Here is a 17,292-nt window from a genome sequence, read left to right as displayed (position 1 = left end):
GCTCCTCCCTCGTTGTTCGTCGTCCTCTCATTGTAGCCTAATCCGGCCGGATGCAAAAATTATTTACCCCCGGCTCTGGCCGGCTTCTTCAATACCGCGCCGGAAGCATGCAAGCCGACGGCCGGCCGCTTGATCTTGCGATAGCCGACGAACGTCTTGTTCTCCTCGTCCCACAGGCGGAATCGCAACGATTCCAGGCTGGTCGCCAACGTAAGCGTGGCGGCGCGCTGAAGCGGCGGCGTGGCCAGATGCGCCTTTTCGAGATTGTAGTTGGGAACCTTGGGATTCAGGTGATGCACATGATGAAACCCGATGCTGCCCGTGATCCATTGCAGGACGCGGGGAAGCTTGTAATACGAGCTGCCTTCGACGGCCGCTTGCACGTAGCTCCAGTCCGGATCGTTTTCAAAGTAAGAATCCTCGAACTGATGCTGCACGTAGAAGAGCCAGATGCCGAGCAATCCCGAGAAGAAGAAGATCGGCCCCTGCACGAGGACGAACGCTTCCCAGCCGATCGCCCAGATCATGCCCGCATAGAGCGAGACGATGAGCGCATTGGTCAGATAAGTGTTCAGGCGCTCCTTGCGCCGCGCGCCTTTCGCATTAAAGCGATATTGCAGCATGAAGACGAAGACCGGTCCGAGCCCGAACATGACGACCGGATTGCGGTAAAAACGGTAGGCCAGGCGCTTCCACAAAGGAGCCGAAGCATATTCGTCCACGGTGAGGATCCAGATGTCGCCGTCCCCTCTTTTGTCGAGGTTGCCGCTTGTGGCGTGATGCTTCGCATGGCTGTTTTTCCACTGCCGGTACGGTACCAGCGTCAACACGCCCAGCAGCGTGCCCAGGATGTCGTTCGCCCGCTTGCTCTTGAAGAATGAGCCGTGACAGCAGTCGTGGAACAAGATAAAGGTGCGTATGACGAATCCCGATGCGACGATCAGGATCGGAAGGGCGAGCCAATAAGATACGGCAAGACTGGCATAGCCGGCGTACCATAGCAAAAGCAGCGGTCCCAGCGTATTGATCAGCTGCCGGATGCTGGACTTCGCGTCCGTTTTTTCAAAAGGAAGCATGCTTTTTTTGAGTTCGGCGATCTCGCTTGCGTGTTTCATATGCACAATTCCCCCTCGGTGAACGTCCGACGGACAGGAGTGCCGCGACGTTATATTCATTGTAAACGCCGGAGGGGAGGCACTATAAGTCACAAGCGTCATGATGCGATGTGACAAATGTCATGTCAATGAAGCCGCGACGCCCGAATTGACAGATACACTTTACGATGCTATTGTTGATAGGAGAACAATTTTCCAAAATATTTTATGATATCATGTCGTTAACCGAAAATCAACCACTTCCTCTGACCCCTCCCCCTCAATCTTATATTTCATTACGTCGAGAAATGAAGACCATCTTTATTTCTTTTTTTATTGCTCATTTTTTGGAATTAATTATTAAATCAGGAGGTAATTGTTTGCAAAATAAAACGAACAAAAACATCAACGTGGCTTTTCTGGGAACGTATCTTCCGCGTGAATGCGGTCTTGCAACCTTCACCCATGACCTCATCCACGAATTCGGTCTATTAGAAGATTTTAGTGCGCCGCGCGTCATTGCGGTCAACAACAATTCCGCTTATGCGTATGGCAAAAACGTGATGATGAGCTTCGAGCAAGAGAACAAAAGCGAATATGCCCGAATCGCGCACGAACTCAATCGTTCGGATGTCGACCTTCTCGTCATCCAGCATGAATTCGGCATCTATGGCGGCGAGTGCGGAGAATACGTTTTGGAGCTGGCGAAGCGGCTGACGATCCCTTTTATCGTCATTTTCCATACCGTGCTGACCGCTCCGAGCCCCGCCCAACGCCGCATCGTCTCGCTGCTGGGCGAATGGAGCGATCGCTCGGTCACGATGGCGCAGAGCACGGTGGCCGATCTTCGCCATATATACGGCATTCCTGCAGACAAGATCCGTATGTATCATCACGGCGTACCTCGCCTGTCCGCCGAATCGCGTGATTCGCTCAAAAGCCGGTACGGCTACGCCGGAAGGCAGATCGTGTCCACGTTCGGCTTCCTGAGCCCGGGCAAAGGCATCGAATACGCCATCGAGGCCATGAGCAGCGTCGTGTCCCGCCATCCGGACGCGCTGTACGTCGTATGGGGCAAGACGCATCCGGTCGTCAAACAGGAGGTTGGCGAGGTATACCGCCGGCAGCTCACCGAGCAAGTGGAGCGGTTAGGTCTGAACGAACATGTGCGCTTCGTCGACAAGCTGCTGACGCAAGAGGAAGTCGTCCATTCGCTGGTGCTGTCGGATATTTATATGACGCCCTATCTGGGCCGCGAGCAAGCGGTCAGCGGCACGCTCGCTTACGGCGTCGGCTACGGACGGGTCATCGTATCGACTCCGTATCGCTATGCGACGGAGATGCTGGGGGACGGCCGGGGGCTGCTCGCGGACTTCCGCGACGCGAAGTCGCTGCAGACGCAGCTGTTGGACGTACTGGACCATCCGGATAAAAAGCTGCAAATGGAGCGAAAAACGGCAGAGCTGGGGCGGCAGATGATGTGGGACCAGATCGCCAAGGAATACGCCGCGCTCATCCGCGATGTCGTCGGCTCGTCCTATCCCGTCCAAGGGAGCGTGGTCTAATGAACCTATCCCAAGTGAAGCCGCTTCACGCCGATTACTTGCGCAGCCTGACGGACGATACGGGCATCTTCCAGCATACGAAGTTCGGCGTGCCCGACCGCACTCATGGCTACACCTCGGACGACAACGGACGTGCGCTCATCGCAGCCGTTTTGCTGCACCGCAACCATCCGGGCGAAGACTGGCTCCGCTTGGCCGGCACCTATCTTTCCTTTATCCACCATGCGCAAAACGAGGACGGCAGTTTCCGCAACTTCATGGACTACAACCGCAGCTTCGCCGAGGCGGTCGGGTCGGAGGACTGCCTCGGGCGCTGCGTATGGGCGCTCGGCTTCACGCTTTCCGAGCCGACCGTACCGGACAATATGCAAAATACGTGCAGATTCATGATCGACAGGGCACTTCCGCGCATCGCCGAGCTGCGCTCCCCTCGAGCGATCGCCTACGCGCTTGTCGGGCTTGCCTATATGCTCGAGACCAAAGGCTCTCTCCGTTATGCTTTCCCTTATGATTATATGGACAAGAGCGAAAAGGCAAGGTCATTCCTGCCGCACTGGGAGATTCGCGATCTGATCGAGCAGATGGCGGATCGCCTGCTGACGCAATTCGAGCAGTATTCGACTGTAGACTGGCAATGGTTCGAGGACAGCGTCACCTACGGCAACGCGATGTTGCCCTGGGCGCTGCTCAAGGCGGCGAGGCTAAGCGGCAGGGCAGATCTGCGGTATACGGCGAAGTCGAGCCTCGCTTTCCTGACGTCGCATACCTTCTCGAAGGAAGGCTACTTCAAGCCTGTCGGCAGTCATGGCTGGCTCGTTCGCGGCGAGACGGCGGCTCCGTACGACGAGCAGCCGATCGAGGCCTGCGAGACGCTGCTTGCCCTGCACGAAGCCTACGACATGCTCGGCACCTCCTCCTATCTGGATCAAGCCCGCCTTTGCCTAGACTGGTTCCACGGACGGAATTCCGCCGGGCTGTCCCTGATCGACCCGCAGACGGGCGGCTGCTACGACGGCATCCACGCCAGCGGGCTGAATCTCAATCAAGGCTCGGAAAATATCGTCTCCTACTGCATCGCGCATTCGGTGATCCATCGTGCATAGGTTCGCGACGATTCTGGCCGGCGGCGGAGGGACTCGTTTCTGGCCGCTGTCCCGCCAGGAGATGCCCAAGCAGTTGATCAACCTGAGCGGCAACGACATCATGCTGAACGACACGATCGACCGGTTCAAGCACGTCATGCCGCTGGAGAACACGATCATCGTGACGAATTCGTCGCAAGCCGTCCAGCTGGAGAGCATCATGCACATGAGCGTGCCGCCCGGCAACGTGCTCATCGAACCGGTCGCGCGCAATACGGCGGCCAGCATCCTATTCGCGGCCATGCATATCGACCGGCAATTCGGAGACTCCCTGATGGTCGTATCCCCCTCCGATCACCATATTACGGACGTGGACGAATTCAAGAAGACGCTAACCGAAGCGTGCACGGTCGCCGAGGAGACGGATAAGATGATCACGATCGGGATCAAGCCGACTTTTCCGTCCACTGGCTACGGGTATATCTCCCATGCTTCGGATACGCTTCGAACCGAGCCCTGCCGCGTGTACGAAGTATCTGAATTCGTGGAGAAGCCCAGCTTCGCGATTGCCCAAGGCTATTTGAACTCAGGCAATTATCTGTGGAACAGCGGCATATTCGTCTGGAAAACGTCGGTCATCATCGATAATTTCAAGCGCTATCTGCCCCGATTGCACAACGCGATGCTGCCCTTCGCGGCATGCGAGGACCCGGAGCGGCGCATGGACTTGATCAAAGCGGTCTACCCTACGCTTCAGAGCACTTCGATCGACTATGGCATACTGGAGCGCAGCGTCGACGTGGCCGTCATCCCGGGCAACTTCGGTTGGAACGATATCGGCAGCTGGGACGCGCTCGGCGCCATCATTCCGCCGGACGAACACGGCAACATCGTCAAGGCGGAGCACCTGGGCATCCAGACGCGCGATTCCATCGTCTACGGGGACGAGCGGCTGATCGCCACCATCGGAATCGAAGGCCTCATCATCGCCGACACCAAGGACGCGCTGCTGATCTGCGCCAAGGATCGCGCCCAAGACGTAAAAGACATCGTCGTGCTGCTGAAGAACAAGGGGATGACGGCGTATGTGTGAAGCTTAAGCTTGACGGCATTCAGCTGCGCGAACAGGACGAAGCCCGAATTTCCGCTTCGTCCTGTTTTTTCGTTGCGTCCGTTCATGCTTCGATGCGACAACGACAGTCCGAGCTGCAGCAGAACCGGCCGCGCACTTCAGGACCGGCTCGTCAAGCCGTCCCCCAAACGACGCCGCGCTCCCGCAGCCATCTGCGGTAGGCGATGCTCAGCCGGTCGGCCTTCAAATGCAGCTCAGCCTGCAGGTCCAGAGGCAACAGCTCGGGGCGCTGGCTCTCCAGAACGGCCCGGTCCTGCTGCAGGATGAAGGTCTGGAAGTCGGCGAACTGCGCGTCCGGCAGATCGAACGCATAATTGCGCGCCAACGCGACGAAAACGACGGATTCAGTCTGTGCAATCGGACTGACCGCGAACAGGATGGAAAAGATATGGCCGGTCAGCGGGTCCGTCTTGCTAAGGCGGGCGGCCGTCGGACCCAGAACCTCATAGACGTACCGGGCAATGCCCGATTTGCCGGTGCTGTCTGGATCCGGCTGATAAATATCGATCCCGGAGGAGCGGATACCGGCCTCGGAGATTTCGACGCGGTAATCCGCAATCTCGGGATAAGCCGAATCCCCCAGATGTCCTTCGTGGAGAAAAGCCAGGTGGCCTACGTCGAGGAAGTTTTCGATGACGCGGGGCGCCGAGGCTTGAAGCGGATAAGGCCCGCAATAGACGGTTTTGTAGGCCGGATCGTCCCATTCGGGAAAAGGCGGCAAATTCGCCGCCTGCCGATCCGATCCGAGCCGCGCCCAGACGATGTTCATCTCTTCCCTGCATTCGTACACGGTCGTGCGGGCCTGCTTGGTAATCGCCTGTTCCGGCGGCTGCTGCGGAATGAGCACGCAGCTCCCCGTCCCGTCGTAGCGCCAGCCGTGATACGGACAGACTAGCGCGTCGTCCTTCACGCATCCGAGCGAGAGTGCGGCGCCGCGATGGATGCACAGATCCTTCCAGGCATGAACGCCCGAGGAAGTGCGGAACAAGACAAGCCTTTCCCCCATCAGCACCCGCGAGACCGGCTTTTCCCCGATCTCGTGCGCGAAAGCAACGGGATGCCACTGCCGCATTAGCACCTTGTCATGCTCCGTCATCGCTTTCGCCTCCCGTTCAGCTTTCAATTTTGCTCGTAATGCCCTGCACGAACCAGTTCATCGCGAGAATCTCTTCATCGGTCAAGGCCTTGCCTTGTGCGGCGCGCTCCGTGCCTGCCTGATCCTTTATCGGGCCCGCGAAGACGTCGAACGTCCCCGCCAGTATCTCCTGCTTTTTCGCTTCCACCGCGTCCTTCACGTCCTGCGGCACGTTTTTACCCAGCGGCGCGATATCGGTCACGCCATCCTTCATTCCGCCATAGTAAGAGCCAGCCTGCCAAGTCCCTTCCTGGATCGCGCGGACGGCCTCCACGAAGTACGGCGTCCAATTCCACACGAAGTTGGTCAAATACGTGTCCGGCGCGTACTTGCTCATGTCGGAATCCTTGCCGCTGCCCCACACGCCGCGCTCGGCGGACGCCTGAAGAATGGTCGGCGCGTCATGGTAAGCGGCCAGAACGTCGACGCCCGTATCCAGCAGCGAGCCCGCCGCCTGCTTCTCGGTCGTTGGATCGAACCACGTGTTGCTCCACACGACGGACACTTTAGCGTTCGGATTCACGCTCTGCGCGCCGAGCGCGAACGCATTGATGGCGGAGATGACCTCGGGGATCGGGAACGTCCCCACGTAGCCGAGCTTGCCGTTCTTGGACACCATTCCCGCGGCCATGCCGACGAGATAGTTGCTCTGATATTCGCGTCCGGCGTATACGCCCAGGTTAGGCAGCGTCTTGTAGCCCGTCGCGTGCAGGAACTTGACGTTCGGATGCTTCTCCGCAGCCGCATTCATCGCATCCATATAGCCGAAGGTCGTACCGAAGATGACGTCGTACTTCTGTGCCAGATCCTCGAACACCCGTCCCGCATCGGACTCCGTGACGTTGTCCATCGCCATCGTCTCGACGCCGAGCTCCTTTTCCAACGCCAATCTCCCTCTGTCCATCTCATAATTCCAGCCGGTCTCCCCGATCGGCGTCGCGTAGACGAACGCAACCTTCAGCTTCTTCCCGACCGCCGTCCCGGACGGCGAGCCAGTCGCAGAGGCTTCGGCGCCAGCCGAAGCCGAAGCTGCGCCCGCGGCGGAATTGTTGTTTCCCTTGCCGCCGCAGGCTGTCAGTACGGAAAAGACGGAAAAGACGATTACGATTAATGTTAGGATCTTCTTCATGCGAACGCCTCCCCCTTTTCGAAAACATATGTCACCTTTCATTCCGCGACGACCTGAATTCCGACAAACAAAACTGCCCCTCCCTTGCAATCCGATAATTTTTTCTCTTTATTGTTGCTTTCAGAAAGAATAAAATCATTATAAGAGCGCCATGAAATGTACGTCAACCACATTGCGTTAGGTTTAAGTAATAAAACATAACACAATTAAGTTACATTTTCTCGCCATGTTTTACGATTCGCAAGAAGCGCATCGCAAAACCGTCGGCTTCTCAGTAATAGCAGCAGATCTCGCCCAACATTCAAGTGAGGAGCTTGCGAAATGCAAATAAAAACACTGCACGATCGCCCATACGTAACTTTAGATTCTGTCGACCGCAAGATCATCGATCTGCTGAACGACAATGCCAGAATGTCCTACACCGATATCGGAAAAGAGGTCGGCTTGACGCGCGTCGCGGTCCAGCTACGGCTGCAGTCGCTCGTGGATAACGGCGTAATCGAGTCCTTCACGCTGGCGGTCAATCCCGAGCCGGCCGGCTTCTATCTCACTGCGTTTTTCGAGATCAGCGTCGAGCCGAGAGAGCTGGAGAAGCTTGCCGAGGAAATAATGGACCATCCGCCGGTTACGCTGCTGTACCAGCTCAGCGGTCCGAGCAAGCTGCATATGTACGGTCAGTTCATCGACCAGGTCGAGATGGAAGGTTATTTGAAGACAAAGCTGTACGTGCTTCCTGGCATTACGAACGTAGACTTTCAAATCGTCATCCATATGTATAAGAACAGAATGGCGCTAAGACCGCTTGGCGATGCGGTCCGGTTGTACCAGCCTTGACGGGGCAATAACATGTACGGCACGTGGACTGCAGTGAAATTCAAATAGCCGGCAGGTGCACCCTGCCGGCTTGGCCACGTCGTTTTGCTGTCAAAATAAGCTCCCGATAACGAAGCGCCTTGGAAATTCGCATGATGCAATCTGCATCGATCCTAATCGGCGAATCGCTTGCCTAGGTTCTACTTTACTTGCTTTGCTCCTGCTGCTTTTTATAGAACTGTCCTTTATCCACATACTCCCTCACGATTCGCCGCATATCCGCCTCATCCGCCTCGTTCAGCTCTCGCATCGGCTTGGCCGGCGAACCCACGACCAGCGTGCGGGGCGGTATCTTTTTGCCGGGAGGCACCAACGCGCCTGCACCAACCATCGCGCCTTCCCCGATCTCCGCTCCGTCCAGTACAATTGCGCCCATTCCCACCATCGCCCCGCGTCTGATGATACAGCTATGCAGCACCGCATTATGTCCGACGATGACCTCGTCTTCAATAATCAGCGGTTTGCCCGGACTTTGATGCAGTGTCGAATTATCCTGTATGCTCGTCCGTTCGCCAATTACGGTCGGTGCCACATCTCCCCGAATCACGGCATTGTACCAGATGCTTGTGTCCTTGCCTATCTTCACGTCCCCCGTCACGACGCTGCCCTCCGCCAAGAACACCGACTCATGAATGTCGGGCCGCTTGTCGCCGAAGGGTTGAATGGTTGCCATGGCGTTGCCTCCTTTAAATGCAATCCGTTGAGCAATTCTTACCAAATCGGATGGCGTGAATCAGCTTTCTCTCCACCGTTCAGACAAGAGGAAAAATACAATTCCCTTTACGTTCACCATCTGATATTTTGCGCCATTCTTATATGCAAAGTCCAGCATCGCCATCGAATAGACTTCGCAGGTTTCGATTTCGATAAAGTCCACAAAGCCGTTCTTATCAAAACGGGCGTTTAGTTCGCTGTCGAATTTCCCCGGAAATATCCGCCTAAAAATAAGCCCTTTCTCCCCTTTTTCCCGGCAACAAAACGTATGTTTAAAACGTCTTCTAATTGTCTAAATAATATTGATACTTATCACCTGTTTTTAACCGGAGAGAGGGGCTGTACCGATGCGCAAACTGTTGCTGTGTGTCGTTTTATTGGGGATCTGCCTGATCCCGCTCAGCGTGTCGGGCGTGAGCGACAAGCAGGAGACCGCCGTCGCGGAGGAGAATGGCAGCGAGGCGATCAATCAGGCATCGGCCCCCTCGTATCCCGCTTATATTAGCAAGATCACGTCGATGGACGGCGTCACCTATGTGACCGTCGACTACATTCAGTTCCTGCAGGGCGCGGAGGCCGATCGGGTATTCAGCCAGCAGGAGCCGGATGCCGGCATGGACCAGGCGCCGGACGGTTACTACATCCTTAACGAGGAAAAGAAGACGTATACGCTGCCGGTTGCGGCCGACGCGCAGGTGCTGATGCAGATCTACAATCGCTCGGGCAGCTGGGACGACGCGGATATCGTGGAAAACGAGCCGATCAGCGTCGCGAAGCTTCGCTCGCTGTTCAGCGGGGACAATCAGGAGCTGATGGGGAACTTCCCTTATTACATTACGGTGGTCGACGGCAAGGTCGTTCGCATCGTGCAGCAATTCGTGCCGTGATCGCATCCGGTAGAAGGCAACACTCCAGTTGCAGCAAGAGCCGGCATCCCCTCGGGTGCCGGCTCTTTTCTTTCATACCGATACGGCCGGCTCCAGCAGCGTCAGCGTCCCCGCGCCCGCATCCAATCGCGCCAAGGCGCCGATCGGCACCGCCGCCTTGTAGACGTCGTGCCCGCTCGCGAACCCGGCGATCAGCGGCTTGCCCAGCGGCACGAGCACGTCGCGAATGAGGTCCGCATAGGTCCGGCCGTATGCGTCCGGACATTCGTGACAGCCGCCCATGACGATGCCCGCGCAATCCTCGAGCTTGCCCGCGAGCTTCAGCTGCTCGACGTAGCGGTAGACCGTGTTCACCGGCTCGTGCGTCTCCTCGAGCAGCAAAATTTTGCCCCGGGCATCGATCTCGTAGGGCGTGCCGAGCGAACCGGTCAGCGACGTGAGATTGCCGCCCGCGAGCGCTCCCGAGACGACGCCGGGCACGAGCGGCCGGATCGGCATGCCCGGCGGATTCGCGATCGGTCTAGGGACGACAAGCGACGAGGTAGCGGCGAAAAACTGCTCGAAGTTGTACGTCGGCGTCTCGGGCTTGAAGTCGATCAGCAGCAAGCTGTGCAGCGCGACGAGATCCGCGAGTTGAGCGAACGTATTGAGCAGGACCGTAATGTCGCTGTAGCCGGACACGATCTTGGGATGCGCGCGGATATAGTCGTAATCCAGGTAAGGCAGGATGCCCTCCACGCCCACGCCGCCGCGCGCCGGCAGGATCAGCCTGACCTGTCCGTTGGCGAACATGTCCATCAGATCCGCCGCCCGCTCCTCGTCCGTACCCGCCAGATAGCCGTCCGCATCGTATACATGGCGCCCGACAATGACGTTCAGCCCCATTTGCCGCAAATATGCGATTCCCGCGTCGATCGTCTCCCGGGCGAGCGGACTCCCGAGCGTGACGATGCCTACCGTATCTCCCTTCACCAGCGCTCTCGGCCGGATGGCCATCCGAACCTCCCCCTCTCCTTCTAACAGCTTATGTCCGAACCTTTTGGGGCATCGTATCTTTTTCCGTGTAAAAAGAAATGATGAGGATAAAACGTTCCATCCGAGGAGGAAATCGCCATGCAGCTGCCCGAATATCCCGAATCCTATTGGCGCCGAACGGCGGAACTCCCTGCTTTCCCGAAGCTTATGCGCGATCTCGAGACCGAGTTCGCCGTCGTGGGCGGCGGCCTTTCCGGCCTCACGACCGCCTATCTGCTCGCCAAGGAAGGCCGCCGCGTCGCGCTGTTGACGGCGGACAGGCTGCTCGGCGGCACGACGGGCTATACGACCGCCAAGATCACGGCCCAGCACGACCTGATCTACGATGAATTGATCTCGCACTTCGGTGAGGAAAAGGCAAGATTGTACTACGAGGCAAATGCGAGCGCGCTCGCGTTCATGCGCGGACTTGTCGCCGAGCATGGCATCGCGTGCGACTTCGTCGACGAAGACGCCGTCGTCTATGCGACGCGCGAGGAAGGGCTGCACAAGCTCGAGAAAGAATACGACGCCTATCAGAAGCTCGGCATTCCCGGCGAACGCTACGATACGCTTTCGCTGCCGTTCGGCGCGACCGCGGCGCTGTCCATGAAGCGGCAAGCCCGGTTCCATCCGACGCCGTACGCGGCCTTTCTAGCCAGCGAGATCGTGCGCTTAGGCGGCGAGATTTTTGAAGAGACGACGATGGACAAGTTCCGCGATGGAGAACGGGCCAGCGTCACGACGAAGGACGGTTATACGGTCACCTGCGATTCGGTCGCGGCCTGCTCGCATTTCCCGTTTTTCGATAACGGCTTTTATTTCGCGCGGCTGCATGCCGAGAGCTCGTACGTCATCGCGATCAAGTCTCCTTACGATTATCCGGGCGGGATGTACATCACGGCGAACGAGCCGAAGCGCTCGGTTCGCGAGGTCACGTACGGCGGCGAAAAGCTGCTGCTGATCGGCGGCGAGTCGCACAAGACCGGGCAAGGCGAGTGCACGATCGCGCATTACGAGACGCTGAAGCGATTCGCCGAGGATACCTTCGGCGTGGAAGAGATCCGCTATCGATGGTCGACGCACGATCTGGTGTCGACGGACAAATTGCCTTACATCGGACTGGCCCGGGAGGGAACGCCTAATCTGCTCGTCGCGACCGGCTACCGCAAATGGGGGATGACGACGAGCGCGGTAGCGGGCCGGCTCCTGGCGGATCTGATGCTCGGACGGGACAATCCGTACGCGGAGCTTTTCGGCCCGTCGCGCTTTCAAGCGGATCCGGACATGGGGACGCTTGCGAAGGAAACGGCGGACGTCGCCTATCACTTCGTGAAGGGCAAGCTCGAGTGGCTGAAGAAGGACCCCGAAGAGCTCGGGCTCGACGAAGGCGCCGCGGTCCGTATTCACGGCCGCCGCTGCGGCGCGTATCGGGATCGCGAGGGCAAGCTGCACGTCGTCGACACGACCTGTACGCATATGGGCTGCGAGACGGAGTGGAACGCCGGGGACCGCACTTGGGACTGCCCCTGCCACGGGTCGCGGTTTACCTTTGACGGCGAAGTGATGCATGGCCCCGCCAAGAAGCCGCTGGAGCGGCTATAACGATATTTCGTTTGTTTCAACCGCCTCCCCGAAGGGGAAAAGTCGGCATACACAAAGGAGGAGATACGCATGAACGAATTCGAGCGGCCGCCGGATCTGGACAAACCGGGTGCCGGCCCGCAGGCCGAGCGCGATCATCCCGAGCAGTATCCGACGGATCAGAAAAGCCTCTTCGACACCTTCCTGAGCGAGCGCAACGTCGACGCGATCCCGGTCGAGGATCTCGGCATCGAGAACCGGGACGAAGCGAACAAGTCCGACAGCAAAGACGATTCGTCGAGCGAGCGGAAGTTGCGCGAATAGCAAAATAGGCCGTCTCCGGAATGCCGGGGACGGCCTTCGTTCATAACGCCGGACTAACCGAATCGCTGCTCCATCGCCGCGCGCGCTTCAGACAACGCAGGCAGCTCGGGAGACCACAACAGCTCTAGCTTCAGCGCTTCGGCAAGCGGCAGCAGCGCTTCTCCCGCAGCCTCGCTGCCTACCCACAGCTCCTGCGGGAGCGTCCGCTGCTCTTCGACCAGCGTCAGCAGATCTTCGGCGGCGGCGGCGGCCGTCTCATCCTCTTTGCTCAGCGCAAACTTGAGAATCTGGCCCGTCGCCTGATCCACGAGCAGCGTCATTTTCGGGTAAAAGGGCCGTTCTCCCTCCTGCAAGGGCATGGCCACGTAAAAGCTGTCGGACTCCCAGATGCCCGCTCTGCTCCTGACCCCTTTGAGCGCCTTGGCAATCCGGAGCTCGTCCAGCGGCATGGCGCCCGCAGCCGACTCTTCCGTCACTGGAGGATCCTCAGGCGCCAGCCATGCGTCGTGCCACGAATGCCCGCCTTCTGCCGAGGGTCGAGCTTCGCGAATGAAATAGACATCTTTGTCGCCGTCGATCAGCTCGTCGGGATTGAACTGGAACTTCTGCCCGACCAGCACAGCCTGGTCCAACGCTTGCGCAAGGTAGACCGCCTGCGCCGCAGACAGCTCCGGCCAGGGCAAGTAGCCCGGCTCGTGCAGCCGGAACGTCGGCCAGCTTTTTTTGCCGCGATAGCCGAGTCCCAGTTGCTTGATTCGCTTGTACTCCGCGGGATCGAGCTCCGCTCTGTCGTCCAGCGAGAATAGCAGGCAGCGCTGACTGAACATCGGATCCTCTTCCGGCTCGCCCGTCAGCATGTCCACGATGGTCCGCAATCCCTCGGTGCCCAAATACACCGCGAGGCCGAACATCTCGCCGCCGTTGCCGAACACGCAGCAATAACCGATCTCGCCCGACGCCGGATCCCGGACGCCGAACAAGTGGCCGTTGGACAGCCACCTCCAGATCGCGGCCTCTTTGTACCGTTCCGCAGCCTCGTATAGTCCCTTCCATTGCTGCGCCGTCGGAGCTGTGCTCATCTCACGCCTCCCATTCTCATCTCGCTTCTCGGACAGCGGTCGCCTTTTCTGCTTCTATTGTAATGAATTTCGGCCCGTCTCTCAATTCGCCGAGTCTCTATCGAAAAAGGCCGCCGCCTCTCCGAAGAGAAACGGCAGCCTGCCGATCAAGTCAATAACTCAAGCCATGCGACGCCGACCGGGCGATCGGCCGCTTTGATCACGATATGCCGGACGGCGGCACCAGGAAGACCTACGCGCTCAAACTCCGCCGTTACCGTATGCCAGCCGGCCTCCGGCCACTCGACCGCCATCGCAGGCGCGTCCCGCCCGTCGGAGACGTACAGTTTGCCTCCGGCATCGCTATGCACGCGCAGACGGATCAAGCTTCGCTCAGCCTCCGAGCCGCCCGCCGTCTCCCGTGCCGTCGCAGCCTCGCAGCCGTAGGCCAGCCAATCGCCCGGTTTCAAGGCCACGTACATCCATTCGTCCGCTTGCCATTCCTCGCCGCCGCCATGTTGGAAGTTCGGTGTCGTCCGTCCGGGGACGACGAAGCGAATGTCCGTGCCATCTCCCGAGCGAAAGCCCTCTACCGCCTGTGCCTTATCCCCTTCACTCAGGGGACGCGCCAAGCCAAAGCTTTTGCCCTCCCCCTCGTATCCGTAAAAAACGGCAGGTATGCGCACCGGCGCGCGTACGAATAACGAACGCACGACGGCGGGCTCGTAGTCGCAACGATCGAGCGACAGATTGTCGAGATACGCCCACAGGATGCGCTCCGCTTCGGCCGGCGCCGGCTTGTCCCCGCCCTCCAGGTATCGCACGAGCAGTTCCCAGCCTTCGGGGCGGCGGATCGAGCAAGGCGAATTGTCGGTGTCCATCTTTTTCCACGTCCAGAAGTTCCACGAGATGCCATGGTCTTCGAAAAGACGAAAGGCCCCAGCATACCAGTCCTTGTTGTTCTCGCCGCCTTCGCCCATGAACAGCGGCGCGTTCAGCCGCTCGCGATGATCGAGATAAACCTGGATGCTGGCGGTGTCCGGCGCGTTCCAGTACTTGTGGAACTGCAGCAGCACGTTGCTATCCGGCAGCGCATCGAAAATCGACCAGTCGGTCGCCCAGTGAACGCCCTCGAGGATGATCATATGCAAGTCGTCCACCTCGCGGATGGCGGCGATGACTTCCTCGTAGAACGGCATCACGCTGTCGTTGTGCGCCGCGAACCATTCCGGCAGCGGCTCGTTCAGCAGGTCGTAACCGGCGACGATCCATTCGTCGCGGTAACGGGCCGCCAGCAGGCGCCACAGCGCCACCGTGCGCATGCGGTTCGCCCCGTCCAGGAACAGCTCCGGCAGATCGCGCTCGGAGTCGTCGATGTTCGTGCCCGTCTGCCCGCCCGGCGCGCCGTGCAAGTCCAGGACGACGTACAGTCCGTACCGCTCGCACCAACGGACGACTTGGTCGATGCGCGCGATCATGTCCGGCTTGAACCGGACCGGCTCGCCATCCTCCAGCAGCGTGCGCGCCAGGATCGGCACCCGCACGGAGTTGAAACCCTCCGCCGCGATCCGCGCGATATCGGCCTCCGCGACATAGCGGTCGTAGTATAGCGCCCAGAAGCGCGCCGCCTTTTCTTCGCCGACCAGCTCGCGGATCATCCGCTCGATCCGGCGCGGACGATCACCGCCCTCCGGGAAGCGCCACATATAGCCCTCCGGCAGCAGCCAGCTGCCAAACCCGACGCCGCGCAGAAGGATCTCCTCACCGCGGCTGTTACGCAATACTTTTCCGTCCGCGCGTACATAGCCGTAGACATCGCCGTTTCCGCCGCGCCAGGCATTTACCGTTTCGTTTCCAATCATCCTTTGATCGCTCCGTCCGCAATTCCGTTCAGAATGTATTTTTGAAGCAGCAAATAGAGCACGACGACCGGCAGCAGCGCCAGCACGAGCGAGGCGAGAATCGCCGACCAGTCGTTGTTGCCGTATTGGCCGAACAGCATGTTCGTCGATAGCAGCAGCGTATAGCTCGAGGAGTCTGTCAGCATAAGCAGCGGCAGCAGGAAGTCGTTCCACATCCACAGGGCGTTCAGGATCGCGACGGTCGCGGTGACGGGCAGCAGCAGGGGCAGGATCACGGAGAAAAACAGCCGAAACTCGCCGCAGCCGTCGATGACCGCAGCCTCGTCGAGATCGCGCGGGATCGACTTGACGAACCCATGGTAGAGAAAGATCGCCATCGACACGCCGAGGCCGATATAGATGAGCCCGAGACCCACGGTCGAGCCTTGGACCGTCAAGTTTTTGGCGATGCGGACGAGCGTGATCATAATAGAATGGAACGGGATCAGCATCGAGAGCACGAAGAGGCCGAACAAAAAGCTACTGAGTTTGCCCGGCGTGCGCGACAGCTTATAGCCCCCCATCGCGGCGAACAGCACGATGCCCGCGAGCCCGACCGCGGTCACGGCCGCCGTATTGCCCAAGCTGCGCAAAAAATCGATCTTCCGATAGGCATCCGCATAGTTGCCCCAAGCGAAGTGCCGCGGCCAGGAGAGGATGCCGTTCAGCATCTCGCCTTCCGTCTTCACCGAATTCAGCACGCCCATGTAGACGGGCAGCAGCGTGAAGGCCGCGCCGACGATCAGCGTCAACAGCGCGAGCAGCCCGGGCAGCGAGCTAGAGCCGCGACTCTTGCCGGCCCGCGGCGTTCCGATGCCGCGAGAAGCTCCGCGACCGGCTTCCCTTCTTTCATAGCGATGCGCGCTCATGCTTCCACCTCCCGCCGCTTCATCAGCCGCAGCTGGACGATCGTGATGACGAGCACGATAAGGAACAGGATCATAGCCTTCGCGCTCGCGTAGCCGTAGCGGTTGCTGAAGCCGAACGCTTCTTCGAAAATATTAAGCGCGATGACCTGCGTCTCCCGTCCCGGGCCGCCCCCCGTCAGCGCGAAGACGGCGTCGAACACCTTAAACGACGAATTCAGCGTGAGGAAAATACCGATCGTAAGCGCCGGATAAATCATCGGCAGCGTGATGTAGCGAAACGTCTGCCAGACGCCCGCACCATCGATGGCCGCGGCCTCTTTAAGCGAGGACGACACGCCCTGAAGCGCCGCGATGTAGATGACCATCAGATAACCGACGCCGCCCCACAGCGAGACGATCAGAATCGCGTAAAAGGAAAAGGACGGGTCCCCGATCCAGGAGCGGTCGAGGAAGCTCAGACCGGTCCGTACCGCCAGGTCGGGCAGCACGCGGGTGAAGACGAACATCCACATGAAGCCGCCTATGATCATGCTGAGCATGTTGGGCATGAAGAAGATCGTGCGAAAAAAAGCTTTGGTCTTGGCGCGCGATTCGATCAGCACGGCGACCAGGATGGCCAGCGCGTTTTGCAGCACGACCATGAAGAGCACGTATTTGAGCGTAAAAAAGACGGCATGTCCGAACGACGGGTCCTCCGTCAGCGCCTCGGCGTAATTGTCCAGCCCGACGAACGCATAGCGCGGGTTCAGGCCGTTCCAGTCGGTCAGGCTGTACCAGATGCCGCCGAACGCCGGCGCGAGCAGAAAGGTCGCGTAGAACAGAAGCGCCGGGAGCACGAACGCGAGCAAGATGCCGTGCCGCTTAAGTCTGAGCCTGTCGATCATCTCGTAGATCCCTCCTTCGCCTGCGAAGCCGATCCGGCCCCGCGCCG

16 protein-coding genes and 1 pseudogene are annotated in these 17,292 nt (G+C 59.1%); 7 read left to right on the top strand and 10 right to left on the bottom strand.

Translation table 11 applies throughout. From position 1 onward, the window contains the following. Positions 1-59: 59 nt before the first annotated feature. Positions 60-1,115: a Delta(5) desaturase DesA gene (locus BM235_RS09660; RefSeq protein ID WP_090112065.1), complete on the bottom strand. Its 1,056-nt coding sequence runs from the start codon at positions 1,113-1,115 to the stop codon at positions 60-62. Between the two features lie 359 nt (positions 1,116-1,474). On the opposite strand from BM235_RS09660, the gene BM235_RS09655 reads away from it, so the two are divergent. From BM235_RS09655 to BM235_RS09645, 3 genes are read left to right on the top strand one after another with little or no spacing between them, the layout of a single operon-like run. Further along, entirely contained in the window at positions 1,475-2,659 is a 1,185-nt protein-coding gene (locus BM235_RS09655; protein ID WP_255374265.1) for a glycosyltransferase family 4 protein, read from the top strand. After that, positions 2,659-3,762 carry a glycosyltransferase gene (locus BM235_RS09650; RefSeq protein ID WP_090112061.1) on the top strand — a complete coding sequence of 368 codons (1,104 nt, stop codon included), beginning with the start codon at positions 2,659-2,661 and terminating at the stop codon, positions 3,760-3,762. The genes BM235_RS09655 and BM235_RS09650 overlap by 1 nt, the downstream gene beginning before the upstream one ends. Next, on the top strand, positions 3,755-4,834 hold the full coding sequence (locus tag BM235_RS09645) for a mannose-1-phosphate guanylyltransferase (protein WP_090112059.1): 1,080 nt from the start codon (positions 3,755-3,757) through the stop codon (positions 4,832-4,834). The genes BM235_RS09650 and BM235_RS09645 overlap by 8 nt, the downstream gene beginning before the upstream one ends. Positions 4,835-4,985: 151 nt before the next feature. Here the strand turns inward: BM235_RS09645 and BM235_RS09640 are convergent, their stop codons facing one another. Both BM235_RS09640 and BM235_RS09635 read right to left on the bottom strand, forming a co-directional pair. Beyond that, positions 4,986-5,969 carry an aromatic ring-hydroxylating dioxygenase subunit alpha gene (locus tag BM235_RS09640; RefSeq protein ID WP_090112057.1) on the bottom strand — a complete coding sequence of 328 codons (984 nt, stop codon included), beginning with the start codon at positions 5,967-5,969 and terminating at the stop codon, positions 4,986-4,988. A 16-nt stretch (positions 5,970-5,985) separates the two neighbouring features. Then, positions 5,986-7,137, bottom strand: a complete 1,152-nt coding sequence (locus BM235_RS09635) for a BMP family ABC transporter substrate-binding protein (protein ID WP_090112054.1) — start codon at positions 7,135-7,137, stop codon at positions 5,986-5,988. Between the two features lie 321 nt (positions 7,138-7,458). Here BM235_RS09635 and BM235_RS09630 point away from each other — a divergent pair, with 321 nt between their 5' ends. Then, positions 7,459-7,971 (top strand): Lrp/AsnC family transcriptional regulator, encoded by a 513-nt coding sequence (locus BM235_RS09630; protein ID WP_090112052.1) that lies wholly within the window; start codon positions 7,459-7,461, stop codon positions 7,969-7,971. Here BM235_RS09630 and BM235_RS32920 read toward each other — a convergent pair. Beyond that, positions 7,893-8,120 (bottom strand): annotated as a pseudogene (locus tag BM235_RS32920) (hypothetical protein); the annotation flags it as partial. The gene BM235_RS09630 and the pseudogene BM235_RS32920 sit on opposite strands and share 79 nt — an antisense overlap. Before the next feature lie 35 nt (positions 8,121-8,155). Next, the gene (locus BM235_RS09625; RefSeq protein WP_090112050.1) at positions 8,156-8,683 is read right to left on the bottom strand and encodes a gamma carbonic anhydrase; all 528 of its coding nucleotides are present in this window, start codon (positions 8,681-8,683) and stop codon (positions 8,156-8,158) included. A 388-nt stretch (positions 8,684-9,071) separates the two neighbouring features. Here BM235_RS09625 and BM235_RS09620 point away from each other — a divergent pair, with 388 nt between their 5' ends. Continuing rightward, a complete protein-coding gene (locus BM235_RS09620) occupies positions 9,072-9,611 on the top strand; it encodes a hypothetical protein (RefSeq protein WP_090112048.1) in 540 nt (179 codons plus the stop codon). Positions 9,612-9,683: 72 nt separating this feature from the next. Here the strand turns inward: BM235_RS09620 and BM235_RS09615 are convergent, their stop codons facing one another. Continuing rightward, a complete protein-coding gene (locus BM235_RS09615) occupies positions 9,684-10,607 on the bottom strand; it encodes a S66 peptidase family protein (protein ID WP_090112046.1) in 924 nt (307 codons plus the stop codon). A 117-nt stretch (positions 10,608-10,724) separates the two neighbouring features. On the opposite strand from BM235_RS09615, the gene BM235_RS09610 reads away from it, so the two are divergent. Then, the gene (locus BM235_RS09610; protein ID WP_090112044.1) at positions 10,725-12,230 is read left to right on the top strand and encodes an FAD-dependent oxidoreductase; all 1,506 of its coding nucleotides are present in this window, start codon (positions 10,725-10,727) and stop codon (positions 12,228-12,230) included. Positions 12,231-12,299: 69 nt separating this feature from the next. Next, on the top strand, positions 12,300-12,533 hold the full coding sequence (locus BM235_RS09605) for a hypothetical protein (RefSeq protein ID WP_090112042.1): 234 nt from the start codon (positions 12,300-12,302) through the stop codon (positions 12,531-12,533). A gap of 53 nt (positions 12,534-12,586) precedes the next feature. Here the strand turns inward: BM235_RS09605 and BM235_RS09600 are convergent, their stop codons facing one another. The 4 genes from BM235_RS09600 to BM235_RS09585 all read right to left on the bottom strand — a co-directional run bounded on the left by BM235_RS09600 (position 12,587) and on the right by BM235_RS09585 (position 17,245). Continuing rightward, positions 12,587-13,612, bottom strand: coding sequence for a DUF7309 domain-containing protein (locus BM235_RS09600; RefSeq protein ID WP_090112040.1), 1,026 nt, complete (start codon positions 13,610-13,612; stop codon positions 12,587-12,589). A gap of 146 nt (positions 13,613-13,758) precedes the next feature. Further along, positions 13,759-15,453: a glycoside hydrolase family 5 protein gene (locus BM235_RS09595; protein ID WP_090112038.1), complete on the bottom strand. Its 1,695-nt coding sequence runs from the start codon at positions 15,451-15,453 to the stop codon at positions 13,759-13,761. Beyond that, positions 15,450-16,361: a carbohydrate ABC transporter permease gene (locus BM235_RS09590; RefSeq protein WP_090112036.1), complete on the bottom strand. Its 912-nt coding sequence runs from the start codon at positions 16,359-16,361 to the stop codon at positions 15,450-15,452. The genes BM235_RS09595 and BM235_RS09590 overlap by 4 nt, the downstream gene beginning before the upstream one ends. Further along, positions 16,358-17,245 (bottom strand): carbohydrate ABC transporter permease, encoded by an 888-nt coding sequence (locus BM235_RS09585; RefSeq protein ID WP_090112034.1) that lies wholly within the window; start codon positions 17,243-17,245, stop codon positions 16,358-16,360. Before BM235_RS09585 ends, BM235_RS09590 begins: the two co-directional genes overlap by 4 nt. Positions 17,246-17,292: the final 47 nt, after the last annotated feature.

The organism is Cohnella sp. OV330 (assembly GCF_900112065.1).
GTDB lineage: Bacteria > Bacillota > Bacilli > Paenibacillales > Paenibacillaceae > Cohnella.
The sequence above is the reverse complement of the archived record's forward strand: the minus strand, read 5'-3'. Positions and strand labels throughout refer to the sequence as shown.

Bases quoted from the DNA above. Each gene is read 5' to 3' on its own strand.
- BM235_RS09660 (WP_090112065.1), bottom strand. From the start codon at position 1,115: ATGAAACACGCAAGCGAGATCGCCGAACTCAAAAAAAGCATGCTTCCT.
- BM235_RS09650 (WP_090112061.1), top strand. From the start codon at position 2,659: ATGAACCTATCCCAAGTGAAGCCGCTTCACGCCGATTACTTGCGCAGC.
- BM235_RS09640 (WP_090112057.1), bottom strand. From the start codon at position 5,969: ATGACGGAGCATGACAAGGTGCTAATGCGGCAGTGGCATCCCGTTGCT.
- BM235_RS09635 (WP_090112054.1), bottom strand. From the start codon at position 7,137: ATGAAGAAGATCCTAACATTAATCGTAATCGTCTTTTCCGTCTTTTCC.
- BM235_RS09630 (WP_090112052.1), top strand. From the start codon at position 7,459: ATGCAAATAAAAACACTGCACGATCGCCCATACGTAACTTTAGATTCT.
- BM235_RS09625 (WP_090112050.1), bottom strand. From the start codon at position 8,683: ATGGCAACCATTCAACCCTTCGGCGACAAGCGGCCCGACATTCATGAG.
- BM235_RS09620 (WP_090112048.1), top strand. From the start codon at position 9,072: ATGCGCAAACTGTTGCTGTGTGTCGTTTTATTGGGGATCTGCCTGATC.
- BM235_RS09615 (WP_090112046.1), bottom strand. From the start codon at position 10,607: ATGGCCATCCGGCCGAGAGCGCTGGTGAAGGGAGATACGGTAGGCATC.
- BM235_RS09610 (WP_090112044.1), top strand. From the start codon at position 10,725: ATGCAGCTGCCCGAATATCCCGAATCCTATTGGCGCCGAACGGCGGAA.
- BM235_RS09605 (WP_090112042.1), top strand. From the start codon at position 12,300: ATGAACGAATTCGAGCGGCCGCCGGATCTGGACAAACCGGGTGCCGGC.
- BM235_RS09600 (WP_090112040.1), bottom strand. From the start codon at position 13,612: ATGAGCACAGCTCCGACGGCGCAGCAATGGAAGGGACTATACGAGGCT.
- BM235_RS09595 (WP_090112038.1), bottom strand. From the start codon at position 15,453: ATGATTGGAAACGAAACGGTAAATGCCTGGCGCGGCGGAAACGGCGAT.
- BM235_RS09590 (WP_090112036.1), bottom strand. From the start codon at position 16,361: ATGAGCGCGCATCGCTATGAAAGAAGGGAAGCCGGTCGCGGAGCTTCT.
- BM235_RS09585 (WP_090112034.1), bottom strand. From the start codon at position 17,245: ATGATCGACAGGCTCAGACTTAAGCGGCACGGCATCTTGCTCGCGTTC.